The organism is Cryptosporangium sp. NPDC051539 (assembly GCF_044454545.1).
In the GTDB taxonomy this organism is placed as follows: Bacteria; Actinomycetota; Actinomycetes; order Mycobacteriales; family Cryptosporangiaceae; genus Cryptosporangium.
In genome coordinates, this window is record NZ_JBITDV010000026.1 from 1 (window position 1) to 12,083 (window position 12,083).

Below are 12,083 nucleotides of genomic sequence, written 5' to 3' on the forward strand. Positions count from 1 at the left end.
CCCGCTACGACAAACTCGCCGTCCGATACCAAGCCGTCCTCACCATCACAGCCATCACCGAGTGGCTCTGACCGACTTACCAAACACGCCCTAGTCCGCCGATGAGTCCAGCGGAAATGGTTATCGATGGAGAGTTGCTGGTGCTTTCGCGTGGGTGATGTTCCATCGATCTCGGCGTTCCCCCGAATGATTCGCCCATGACCAGCCAAACAGCCCGGACTTGTTACGGGAATCAGACGGGTCGTCCCAGTCGACGAGACGGAGTCCAGAGCATGGGACCCCCGTCACACGACCCGGACGCCGGACCGGCCGGTCCCGTGCCGAATGCCGTTGCAGTACTAAGGCCGCGCTCGGGCTGGCCTTCTTGGCCGGCTCGGCTGCGTCCGGCGAGACCCCTGCTGGGCCAGGCCCGTGGTGGGTCGACGCCGCCGGGGGCCCGCTGTTGGGGCCACGACTGTCGTGATCGGCGTCGCAGGCTGCGCCGCCGGTGGGTCCGTGCTTGGTTCAGTTCCGCCCCGACCGAGGCTCACTGGTGGGGCTACGCGGTGTCGTGGATCGGCCCTGCAGGCTGCGGCCCGGTGCGGTCGTCCTTGGCCCGGCTCGGCCTGGCTCCAACCCGGTCAAGCCCGCGCCCGGGCGGTTCGGCGCGCGCCTCGGCTCTACTTCGGCCTGGTCCAACCTCAGCCCCGTTAGGCCCCGCCCGGCTCGGCCCGCCTGGCTCGGCTCGGCCCGCCTGGCTCGGCTCGGCCCCGTCCGGCTCGCTTGGCTCTGCTCGGCCCCAACTCGGCGCAGCTCGGCCTGTCCCGGCCTCGGCGCCAGCTCGGCTCGGCGTAGCCCGGTTCGGCTCGGCCCAGCTTGCCTTGGCCCCGGCTCGCCTCGGTCCGGCTCGCCCCAGTCCCAGCTCGCCCCTGCCCCCAGCTCGCCCCTGCCCCTAGCTCGCCCCAGCCCGGAGGCGGCGGCGGAGGCGGGGGCTGGGGCTGGGGCGAGGGCGGGCTAGCCGCGGATGGTCTTGGCCAGGGCGGAGAAGAAGCCGTCTTCGGCGGTGCTGAACGGCGTGTCAGCGACCATGTATGTCCAGGTCGACGTCGGCCGCCGCAGGCCGGCGTTCTCCATATCGATCCCCTCGTCGGTGAGGTCCGCGGTCGTCAGCGTTTTGTCCGCGGCCTCGACGACGCGTTCGCGCAGCGGGCGGAACGCGTTCACGGCGAGTGAGTTGAACTCGTCCAGCGGTGCTTCGCGCCCGAGGATGCGCAGATGGATGCCCTCCCGCATGCCCGCGAGGTCGGCCAGGTGCTCCGCCCAGGCCTGGTCGAGATGGAACAGCAACACGTGGGCCGCCGTCGCCATCGCGACCTGGGAATCGATCTCGTCCAGACGATCCAGCGCCTCCAGGCTGAGCCAGTCACCGAGGTCGTCGGGTGTCTCCGCGTCCAGGATCACCGCACGCCACTCCAGCGTCGCCGCCCGCTGGCTCTCGACGATCTCGTTGTAGCGGACGGTCTTGCGGTGGATCTGGTCGAGCTTCCCGGCCGCGACCCGCTGCGCGTGCTCGACGTGCTTGCGCACCGCGGGGGTTTCGACCTCCCCCTCGGCCGAGAGACCCCGGATCTGCGGCACGTCCGGCGCCTGCTCCTGCACCAGATCGTCGTCGACGCTGGTGAAGAACACCGACCGGCCCGGATCACCCTGGCGTCCGGCCCGGCCGCGGAGCTGCCGGTCGAGCCGCGCCGAGTCGTAGCGCCCGATCCCGACCACGCACAGCCCACCGAGCGAACGCACTTCCTCGGCCGACGAAGCATCCGAACCGCCGAGCACGATGTCGACACCTCGACCGGCCATCTGCGTGGACACGGTCACCGCACCCCGGCGTCCGGCCTCGGCGATGATCTCGGCCTCGGCCTCGTCGTTGCGCGCGTTCAGGACGACGTGCTCGATGCCCTCCTTGGCCAGCCGGTCGCTCCAGTACTCCGACGTCGCGACGCTCCGGGTACCGATCAGCAGCGGTTGCCCGGTGCCGTGGACTTCGGCCAGGAACGCGAACAGCGCGTCGTCGCGGTACTCGGCGTCGGCGTAGAGGCGGTCTTCCTCGTCCTCGCGGATGTTGGGCTTGGCCGGGGGCACGACGCCGATCTTGAGATCGTAGAACTCGTCGATCTGCCCGGCGGCCTCGCGCGCGCTACCGCTCATCCCGGTCACGGTCCGGTAGCCGGTGACCAGCGCCCGGATCAGGATCTGGTCGAGCACCTCGCCCGCCGACGAGACGACCAGCCCCTCCTTGACCTCGACCGCGCTCTGCAGACCGTCGGGCCAGCGCTGCTTGTCGACGGTCCGCCCGCGCGAGCTGCTGATGATCTCGACCCGGTCGTTGCGGACCAGGTAGTCCACGTCCCGATCGACGAGCACCTCGGCGTGCAACGCCAGGTTCGCGGCGGTCAGCACCCCGACGTGCTCGTCCTCGAACAGGTTCCCGACGTTCAGGAAACGCTCGATCGCCCGCAGGCCGGCGTCCGTGAAAGTGGCGTTGCGACGCTCGTCGTCCACCTCGTAGTCGTGACCGAGGCGGAAGCTCCGCACCAGGGACGCGATGTCGCGGCCGTCGTGCACGGCGCCGGAGTCGCCGGCGAGCACGAGCGGGACCAGCGCCTCGTCGAGCAGCACCGCGTCGATCTCGTCGACGACCGCGACGTCGCGGACGTCGGAGTCGCCGGACCGCAGGACCATCGCCTCGCGGGACGTCCGGCGGCGGTCGCGCAGCAGGTCGAAGCCGACCTCGTGGACGGGGGCGTAGACCACGTCGGCGCCGTAGGCCTCCCGGCGCTCGTCGTCGGACAGACCGGACGTGATGCCGCTGACCGTCAGCCCGAACCAGGAGAAGAACTCGCTCGACCACTCCGCGTCACGGCGGGCCAGGTAGTCGTTGACCGACAGGACGTGCACCCGGCGACCGGCACAGCTGTAGGCGGCGGCCACCAGGACGCCGACCAGCGTCTTGCCCTCACCGGTGGCCATGTCCACGACGTGGCTGCCCCGGACCATGTTGACGACGGCCAGCAGTTGGACGTCGAACGCGTCGAGGCCCCAGACCCGCTTGCCGATCTCGCGGGAGACCGCGCAGAACTCGATCAGCTCGAGGTCGTCGAGGTCGGAGCCGGTGCGCAGCGCCTCGGCGGCAGCACGCAGCTCGTCGTCGTCGAGTTCGGCGATCTCGTCTCTCCGGTCGGCCGCCCTCGTGACCACCGGCTGCAGCCGGGTGAGGTCAGCCGTGCCCGGTTCATTCCTTAACCGGGCAACTGCCCCGGTCAGCCGGCCTCGCCACCCGGATTCGCGTCCCATTCGAGCGAGAGTACTAGGGCAGGCATCGCCGCTAAGGCAGCACCAGTGCGCGCGCCACGCGTTCGAGCAGCTCCGGAACGATCGTCTCGGCGGACTCTTCGGAGAAGTGCAACCCGTCCGGGCGCAGCGTCCGGCCGTCGACGGTGTCCGGGCAGCGTTCGTCGCTGCAGAGCAGGTCGGTGAGCGACAACGACGTGACCCGCCCGTGGAACTGCGCCGCGACGTGGCGGCGCAACGCGCTGTAGGCGTCGACGGTCGGGTCGGCCGCGGTGTGCTCGCACGTCGCGGTGGGGTGGCCGAGGCGGCGGCAGAGCGATTCGGTCATCGGGGTCGAGTCGATCCAGACGACGCGGGCCCCGCCGGACGTGAGCCGCTCCATCGTCCGCCGCAGCTGGTTCGCGACGAACTGCTCGTGCGCGGGCGTGCCGACGTCGACCGGGTCGCCGTCGGCGCCGCGCACCCGGTAGGTCTCCCAGCGGGAGTGCACCAGGATGACGTCCGGCCGTTCCTCGTCGATCAGGCGCTGTTGCACGGTCGTCACGACCTGCGGGCAGACCGTGCCGGTCGACCAGGGGCTGCCGTCCTCCTCGAGCATCAGCAGACCGGCGACCGAGCAGGAGCTGACGCTGGCGTCGGTGTAGGACCAGCCGCGCTCGTCGGCGGCCCGCGCGAGGCCGGGGGCGAGGCTCTTGACGACGGAGTCGCCGACGGTAGCGAGACGGAGCTGGGTGGCCGGGGTGGCGGCGACCATCGTGCGAGGCGTCGAGAGCGCGGTGACGTCGCGTTCCTCGACCTGCGCCGGAGCGGTGGCGGCGGCCGTCGCCACCAGCGTGAGGGCGGCTACCGCGGCGATCGCGGTGGGTGCGGCGAAGATGATGCGCCGGCCGGTGAGGCCGAACGCTCCGCGCCGGACGGGCTTCTCCACCAGCCAGTACGACGCCAGGGAGAGCGCGAGCGTCAGCGCGATCTTGGCCGTGCCGTGGGCGAGGGTGCCGGAGGTGGTGGTCGGCAGCCAGGCGTCGTCCAGCCAGCAGTAGACCGGCCAGTGCCAGAGGTAGACCCCGTACGAGATCAGCCCGAGCCCCACCACCGGCCCCGCGGTCAGGACCCGCGCCGGGTGGGCGAGAGTGCCCACGACCAGCACCGCGGCCACCATCGCGAAGGCCACCGCGCCGCCCCGGTAGAACCCGGCCCACTCGTCGTGCACGAACAGGAGCCCGCCGAGAACGCCGGCCGCGGCCATCCCGGTGACCACACGCCCCACGCGGGGGCGGAGAACGGCGGCCGCGGCACCGATCAGGAGTTCGAAGACCCTGGTGTCGGTCCCGTAGTAGGCCCGCGACGGGTCTTCGGCCGTGTACCGCACCGCCATCAGCACGGCCGAGACCGCGATCACCAGGCCGATCACCGGCAGCAGGAACCGCCGCGCCTTCCACACCACGACCAGCAGCACCAGCGGCCAGACCAGGTAGAACTGCTCCTCGATCGCCAGCGACCAGGCGTGCCGTAACGGCGACGGCGCCGCGAACGCGTCGAAGTACGACTGGCCCGACCCGATCAGGTGCCAGTTCGCGCCGTAGAACAGCGTCCACAGTCCGTCGGCGCGCAACCGCCCGAGTTGCGACGGATCCACCGTGCGCCAGCCGACGACCATCACCGCCGCCACGACGAGCAGCGCCGGGGGCAGCAGCCTGCGCGCCCGCCGCAGCCAGAACGTCCCGAGGTCGATCCGTCCCCGGGCCGACCACTCCTCCAGGAGCAGCGTCGTGATCAGGAACCCGGACAGCACGAAGAACAGGTCCACCCCGAGAAACCCGCCGGGCAGCCACGACGCACCCAGGTGGTACACCAGCACCGCGAGGACGGCGACGGCCCGCAGCCCGTCCAGAGCTGGTCTGTAGCCCAGTTTCGGACTGGGCTCAGGATGCGGGACGGACGCGGAGGGGGCCACTGCGGCCCAGTACCCAGACAATCAACGCCAACACACTTGCTGTGACTCCGGCCACGCAGACCGCCGTCCAGCCGCCCGCGTTCCACAGGACCGCGGCCGCCGCCGACCCGACCGCCCCACCGATGAAGTTCCCGGTGACGAAAGCGGTGTTCAACCGGCTCCGCTCCTCGCCCGACACCGCCAGGATCCGGGCCTGGTTCAGGATGTTGCCGGCCTGGATCGCCACGTCGAGCAGCACGACCGCGATCAGCACGACGACGACCGATTCGCGTCCGACCCCGGCCAGGACGAACGCCCCCAGCGTCACGGCCCAGGCGACGCCCATCGCCGCCACCCCGAGGCCGCGGTCGTGCAGCCGCCCGGCCCGTTGCGCGGCCAGTGCTCCGGCCAGACCGGCCAGACCGAACAGCCCGATCACCGACACCGGATACCGGTACGGGGGTGCGCTGAGCAGGAACGTCAGCGACGTCCAGAACATCGTGAACGACGCGAAGCCGGTGCCGCCGAGGACGAGCGTCCAGCGGACGGCCCGCTCGCGGGCGATCACCGTGAAGACGGACGCGATCAACGCCGGGTACGGCACGCGGGTCTTCGGCGGCAGCGTCGGAATGTTCCGGTAGAGCAGAACCGCGAGCACGACCGCGACGACCGCGGCGACGCCGAAGATCGCCCGCCAGCCCAAGGCGTCGGCGACCAGCCCGCTGATCGTGCGGGAGACCAGGATGCCGACGAGCAGGCCCGACACCACCGTGCCGACCACCTGGCCCCGTACCGCGTCGTCGGCGAGGTCGCCGGCCAGCGGGGTAAGGATCTGTCCCGCGACGGTGGTCACTCCGAGCACCGAGATGGCGACGAGCAGCGTGCCGAACGACGGGGCCAGCGCACACGCGGTCAGTGCCACCGCCGCGCACAGCAGCATCACCGGCACGAGCCGGCGCCGGTTCAGCACGTCGCCGAGCGGGACGATCAGCAGGATGCCGGTCGCGTAGCCGATCTGGGTCGCGGTGACGAGCCAGCCCGCTGCGGCGGTCGACGCGTGCAGGTCGCCGGCGATGAAGTCCAGCAGCGGTTGCGCCCAGTACAGGTTGCCGACCGCGGCGCCACCGGCGAGCGCGAAGAGGAGCGTGAGGCCACGGCTGATCGATTGCACCGGTAGAACGCTAAACGAGCCTCCCGTACGTTTCCGGGCGGCGGGTCTCGAAGAACGGGAACAGTGTGAGCCAGTCGCGCCGCTGGTCCAGGTCGAGCGTGGCGACGAGCGCGGCGTCCGCGGCCCGGGGCGCCGCGCACAGCACCCGCCCGTACGGGTCCGCGATGAACGACGACCCGTAGAACGACAGCAGGCCCTCGTCGCCCCACCGGTTCGGTACGACGACGAACAGCCCGTTCGCGATGCCGTGCCCGACGATCACGTGCCGCCAGAGCGGCGCGGTGTCGAAGTCTGGATGATCCGGTTCCGACCCGATCGCGGTGGGATACCCGAGGATGTCGGCGCCGTGCAGCGCGTACGAGCGGGCCACTTCCGGAAACCACTGGTCCCAGCACGTCGGCAGCCCGATCCGCGCCCCGTCGACGTCCAGCGGCGTGTAGTCGGCCGGTCCGGGCCGGAAGTACCGGTCCTCGTAGTAGCCGGCCGTGCGGGGAATGTGCGTCTTGCGCCGCCGCCCCGCCAGCGAGCCGTCCGCGCCCACCAGGATCGCGGTGTTGAGCCCCAGCCCGTCGGCGCCCGGAGCCCGCTCGAACAGCGACGCGACCACGGCCGTCCCGGTTTCCCGGGCCACCGCCGCCGCGAACGCGAACGTCGGCCCGGTCTCCAGGTCTTCCGCGGTCGCGTCGGCGGCCCCGGACGGGCGGACGTCACCGGGGTAGCGCGAGAGCGTCAGTTCGGGCAGGAACACGATCCGCGCTCCGGCGTCCGCCGCCGTACGGATGCCGTCCCTGAGGACGGCCCGGTGCTCGGCGGCGTCCGGATGGAAACGGGTCTGGACCAGACCGACGGTCACCGGCGCGCGTTCCGGCGCGGCCACCCTCGCCGGAGAGGACGCCGGAGTGGCGACGATCAGTTCCATGGGGCCGGCTGCTGCTGCGTGATGCAGTGGACGCCGCCGCCGAAGCGGAAGATGTCACGGGCATCGACCAGCACGACGTCACGCCCGGGATAGGCCTGTTTCAGCACGTCGGCGGCCACCGCGTCCTGCGGGTCGTCGAACGCGCACCCGACCACGACCCGGTTCGCCAGGTAGTGGTTGACGTAGGAGTGGTCGACCGGCCGCCCGTCGAAGTCGGCCACCGTCGGTGACGGAAGATCCACCACCCGCAACCGTTCTCCGCGCGCGTCCACGGCCGTGCGCAGGATGTCGCCGATCTCCTTCATCGGTTCGTGATCGGGATGCCCGGCGTCGGGCTGGGTGTGCACGAGCACGGTCCCCGGCGCACTGAACGTCGCCACCACGTCGACGTGCCCCCGGGTGCCGAACTCGTCGTAGTCGGCTGTCAGGCCGCGGGGGAGCCAGATCGCGGTCGTGGTGCCGAGCCGCTGGTGGATCTCGGTCTCGACCTCGGCGCGGGTCCAGCCCGGGTTGCGGTCGGGGTCGAGCTGGACGGTCTCGGTGAGCAGCACGGTGCCGGCCCCGTCGACGTGCAGGCCGCCGCCCTCCTGGGTGAGGTTCGAACGGTCGGCCTCGACGCCGGCCGCGCGCGCGATCCGGCTGCCGAGGTGCCTGTCGCGGCCCCAGGATGCCCAGGACTGCGCGCCCCAGCCGTTGAAATGCCACGCGATCGCCCTGGTCAGGCCCTCGGACACGTCGTGCACGAAGGTGGGGCCGGCATCGCGCAGCCAGGCGTCGTCCAGATCGATCTCGAGCAGTTCGACGCGCCGGTCGAGGATCTCCCGGGCGGCGGCGCGGTCGGCGGAGTTCACCAGCATCCGGACCGGTTCGTAGCCGACGACGACGTTCGCCACCGCGGCCCAGGCGGTTCGGGCGTCGGCCAGAGCGGGGCTGCCGTCTTCTTCGAACGTCGCGTTGGGAGTAGGGAACGCCATCCAGGTGGCGTCGTGCGGGCCCCACTCCGGGGGCATCCGTAACGGCCGCGTGTGCGAAGCCCGCGAGGGACCCCGCCTCGGCCTGCGTGCACGTCCGGTCGTCGGTAACGCGCCGGTGTTCAACACAGGTTCCAGCCACCCCGCTTTGGTCGAGCGAACTGAGCACTCCCGTACAGCCGGGGCGGAGGGACCGGCGCGGCCAACTGATGCTATGGCCAGGCCCGCGGCTTTCGCAGGCGGATCGTGATTTCGAAGTTACACACAGCTACCGATCTGCACCTTCGGTTGGTTTTCGGGGTTGATTGTTGTGATCGGTGGCTTGGGGTGGTGGCTGGGGGCGTTGGCCGCGGCCGGGGCCGGTGGGCGGGGCCGGTGGGCGGTGGCCGTGGCCGTGGCCGTGGCCGGGGCAGGGGCGGGGGCAGCGGGCTTCACCCGCGCAGGTAGGCGAGCGCGAGGTCGAGGGTCGCCGCGAGGTGGGTGAGCTCTCCCGTCGAAAGCATGATGAGGACGCCACCCTGCAGGCCGGCGATGACCGCGGCGGCCGTCGCTTCAGGGTCGAGTTCGGGGCGGACGTCGCCGGTGGACTGCATCGCCCGGATGCCGGTCGACAGCTCGGCCTGCCAGCGGCGCACGAGCTCGCTGACGACGGCCTGTGCGCCGGGCGTCGTGCGGCCGAGCTGCGAGGTGACGACGCTCAACGGGCAGTGCCGGCCCTGGGCGCGGTAGCGGGACAGTACCGTGTCGCGCCAGGCCTCCCAGGCCGCCCAGGACGTGAGGTTGCCGAGGTAGGGCTGCTGGTCGTCGATGACGCGGTCGGCTTCGAACCGGGCGACTTCCAGGAGTAGCTGGTCCTTGCCGTCGGGGAAGTAGTGGAACAGCTGGCTCTTGCTGGTGCCGGTACGAGCCCGGATGTCGTCGAGCGTCGTCGCGATGACGCCCCGCTCCCGGACCTCGGCCGCCGCGCCCGCGACGATGCGCCGGCGGGTGGCCGCGCCTTTGGCCGTGAGCGTCATGCCGCGCCGTGGGTGTATTCGTGGGTTCGGGTGCTGGTCATGCGTTGGCGTGGAGGTGCCAGGTGTCGCCGGTGCGGGCGGCGGTCAGGCGGACCTGCCACCCGGGCTCGGCCTGTTCGGCGATGCCGGCCGGCACCGGGATCGGGCCGATCGTCCGCCCGTCCGGGACGTCGAACGTGATCGACTCCTCGCCGACGCCCACGATGCGCAACGCCGCGCCGCGCAGCCATTCGTCCACTGCGCCGGTGCCGCCGGTGCCCTCTTCCTCCAGCCAGAAATCCAGCTCCTCCACGAATTCCCGCATTTCGTCCGCGGCCTCGCCGGACGCGCTGTCTTGGACGTCCTCGGACTCCGCGGCCTCGCCCTCGGCGCTGGAGTCCGGTCTGCGGCCCGCGCCTGCTCCGTCGGGCGGGGCGGGTGTGGCCTGGGGTGCCTGGGGTGCCTCGGCTGTTTCGGCTGCCCGGTGTTCCTCGGGTGCCTCGGAGGTCTCGGCGGTCTCGCCGGGCTCGGCGGGCTCGCCGGTCTCGGTGTTCGGCCTGCGGTGGGCGTTCTCGGCCGGGCCTGGGGCGGTCCGGACCGGAATCGGGTCGCCCGCCCGGAACGGCAGGCCCACGCGCTCCCCGCTCGGCCGGCCCAACGAGCTGGCCGGCCGCATGGCCGCCATGATCTCCGCGGGCAGCGCCCGCCCCGAAGCCGCCGACCCGCTTCCCTGCCCGGGGCCGGCCGCCTGTGAGGGGTTGGCTCCCTGTGCGGGGTTGGCTGCCCGTGCGGGGTTGGCTGCCTGTGTGGGGCCGCTTCCCTGCGCGGGGGCGTCTCCCTGCGTGGGGTCGGCTCCCTGCGTGGGGTCGGCTCCCGGCGGGGCGGCCCCGCGTGTGGCCCGGTCCGATTCCGCGGACTGCGCGGAGGGTGCGGCGTGGTCTCCTGCTGCCGCGCTCTGCGCCGAGTTCGCGGCCTGCGTGGAGTCTGCGTCTGCCGCTGCGCCGCTCGGTGCCGGTGCGTTCCGCTCCCAGTTCGCGGCCTGCGCAGTGGCCGCGTCCGGTGTTGTGCGGTCTCGTGCTGGTGGGCTTTTCGCCGAGTCCGAGGCCTGCGCGGAGGCGGCGCCGGCGGGCGCCGGTGCATTCCGCTCCGAGTCCGCGGCCCGCGAGGAGGGTGCGTCTGCCGCCGCGGCGCTCGGCGCCGGTGCGTTCCGCTCCGAGTTCGCGGCCTGGGGGGAGGGTGCGTTCGCTGCTGTGTGGTCTCGTGCCGGTGTGCCCTGCGCCGAGCCACCCGCCGCCTCGGCGGCTGAGAGTGCCGCCCCGGCCGCCGACTCCGCCCGCGGCCTCTCCGGAGCCGACCGCGCCGGGCGACCCTCCGCGCCGGTCGACCGCTTACCGCGGCTGTCCGTTGCGCCTGCTCGTTCCGCACGGCCCTCGGTGCCGCTCGGTCGAATCGCCGCCTGCAGCTCGGTTGCTGTCCGTGGCGCGGTTGCGGCCTGTGGCACGGCTGCTGTCCGTGGCGCGGTTGCGGCCTGTGGGGCGGTCGCGGCCTGCGGCGCTGCTGCGGCCTGTGGCTTGGTTGCCGCGGGCGGTGCGGCTGCCGCCGGCGGTGCGGTTGCTGTCCGGGGTGAGGCTGCCGCGTGCGGCGCGGCGGCGGCGGCCGGTGGCGTGGCTGCTGTCTGTGGGGTGGGCCGTGCTGGGGGCGATCCGGCGTTCGCGAGTTCGGTGGCTCGAGTGGCCAAGGCCGCGTCGACCACCACCCACTGCACCCGGTGCGCCTTGACGGCTGTCCCGAGGCGTCCCCAGAGATCTCCGTCCCGCTCCTCGGTCGTACCTCCCGACAGCCGGGCCGCGACCCCGTCCCGTACGTAGTCGCTATCCGTCAGCACCAGCACCGAAGACGGCCGAGTCAACCGCTCCACGGCGCTGACCACCGCCAGCAGCGACATCCGCTCCCGAAGCGCAGCCCCGGCCGCGCCGCCGCTCCCGGCCGCGCCGCCGCTCCCGGCCGCGCCGCCGCTCCCGGCCGCGCCGCCGCTCCCGGCCGCGCCGCCGCTCCCGGCCGCGCCGCCGCGCTCGCCTCTGTCGGAGACCCGTCCGGAGACTCCTCCGGCGTCCCCGCCGGCGACTCCGGACAATTCGCGCCGTGCATCCCCGGAGGTCAACAGTGCGCCCCACCCGCCGGCGCCCCCCGAGGCGTAGACCACGACCCGCGCGGGCTCAGCCTGCTCGACCACGAACGACCTCCTGGATGTACCGGTTTCACTCATGATCCTCCGTCCTGTCGTACCCACGCGGACCGCCTCCACATGGCCGGACGGGGGATCCAGTCCTCCATTCGGAGGGTCCGGCTCCGGAGTCCTCAGTGGAGAATCAGCCCCGATGTCTGACAACACCATTCACTCCAGTAACAAAGCCGTCATCGGCAGCGGCCTTGCCGAGACGCTCACCGGCACCCCGTCGAACGCGACCCCGGCCAACTTCTCGCCGAGCGTGTCCCCGTCCGCCGCAGCCCCAACCGTCGCCACCCCGCCGGGCGCAACCTCGGCCAACGTGTCCCCGTCCGCCGCCACCCCGGCTTCCGCGACCCCGCCGGGCGCGACCCCGCCGGGCGCAGCCTCGGCCGGAGCAACCTGGGCCGCCGCCCGGGCCGCCGTGGCCTCCGCGACCTCGGCCTCCGCGACCTCGGCCTCCGCGACCTCGGCCTCCGCGACCTCGGCCTCCGCGACCTCGGCCTCCGCGACCTCGGCCTCCGCGACCTCGGCCTC

At 72.5% G+C, this 12,083-nt stretch carries 7 protein-coding genes and 1 pseudogene; all 8 read right to left on the bottom strand.

The features are described 5' to 3' along the window. Positions 1-993 precede the first annotated feature (993 nt). On the bottom strand, positions 994-3,333 hold the full coding sequence (secA2, locus tag ACIBZJ_RS42600; RefSeq protein WP_395939321.1) for an accessory Sec system translocase SecA2: 2,340 nt from the start codon (positions 3,331-3,333) through the stop codon (positions 994-996). A gap of 31 nt (positions 3,334-3,364) precedes the next feature. Beyond that, on the bottom strand, positions 3,365-5,284 hold the full coding sequence (locus ACIBZJ_RS42605) for an acyltransferase family protein (protein WP_395939322.1): 1,920 nt from the start codon (positions 5,282-5,284) through the stop codon (positions 3,365-3,367). Next, complete coding sequence (locus ACIBZJ_RS42610; protein WP_395939323.1) at positions 5,253-6,434, bottom strand: MFS transporter; 1,182 nt, start codon at positions 6,432-6,434, stop codon at positions 5,253-5,255. The genes ACIBZJ_RS42605 and ACIBZJ_RS42610 overlap by 32 nt, the downstream gene beginning before the upstream one ends. A 10-nt stretch (positions 6,435-6,444) precedes the next feature. Next, positions 6,445-7,353 carry a nitrilase-related carbon-nitrogen hydrolase gene (locus ACIBZJ_RS42615; protein WP_395939324.1) on the bottom strand — a complete coding sequence of 303 codons (909 nt, stop codon included), beginning with the start codon at positions 7,351-7,353 and terminating at the stop codon, positions 6,445-6,447. Beyond that, complete coding sequence (locus ACIBZJ_RS42620; protein WP_395939325.1) at positions 7,344-8,327, bottom strand: agmatine/peptidylarginine deiminase; 984 nt, start codon at positions 8,325-8,327, stop codon at positions 7,344-7,346. Before ACIBZJ_RS42620 ends, ACIBZJ_RS42615 begins: the two co-directional genes overlap by 10 nt. 428 nt (positions 8,328-8,755) lie before the next feature. Further along, complete coding sequence (locus ACIBZJ_RS42625; protein ID WP_395939326.1) at positions 8,756-9,340, bottom strand: TetR/AcrR family transcriptional regulator; 585 nt, start codon at positions 9,338-9,340, stop codon at positions 8,756-8,758. 37 nt (positions 9,341-9,377) lie between these two features. Continuing rightward, the gene (locus ACIBZJ_RS42630; protein WP_395939327.1) at positions 9,378-9,995 is read right to left on the bottom strand and encodes a hypothetical protein; all 618 of its coding nucleotides are present in this window, start codon (positions 9,993-9,995) and stop codon (positions 9,378-9,380) included. A 1,719-nt stretch (positions 9,996-11,714) separates the two neighbouring features. Then, positions 11,715-12,083: pseudogene (locus ACIBZJ_RS42635) on the bottom strand (hypothetical protein); the annotation flags it as partial.

Excerpts from the sequence above, each read along its gene's own strand:
- secA2 (WP_395939321.1), bottom strand. The coding sequence starts at position 3,333 with ATGGGACGCGAATCCGGGTGGCGAGGCCGGCTGACCGGGGCAGTTGCC.
- ACIBZJ_RS42615 (WP_395939324.1), bottom strand. The coding sequence starts at position 7,353 with ATGGAACTGATCGTCGCCACTCCGGCGTCCTCTCCGGCGAGGGTGGCC.
- ACIBZJ_RS42620 (WP_395939325.1), bottom strand. The coding sequence starts at position 8,327 with ATGGCGTTCCCTACTCCCAACGCGACGTTCGAAGAAGACGGCAGCCCC.
- ACIBZJ_RS42625 (WP_395939326.1), bottom strand. The coding sequence starts at position 9,340 with ATGACGCTCACGGCCAAAGGCGCGGCCACCCGCCGGCGCATCGTCGCG.
- ACIBZJ_RS42630 (WP_395939327.1), bottom strand. The coding sequence starts at position 9,995 with ATGCGGCCGGCCAGCTCGTTGGGCCGGCCGAGCGGGGAGCGCGTGGGC.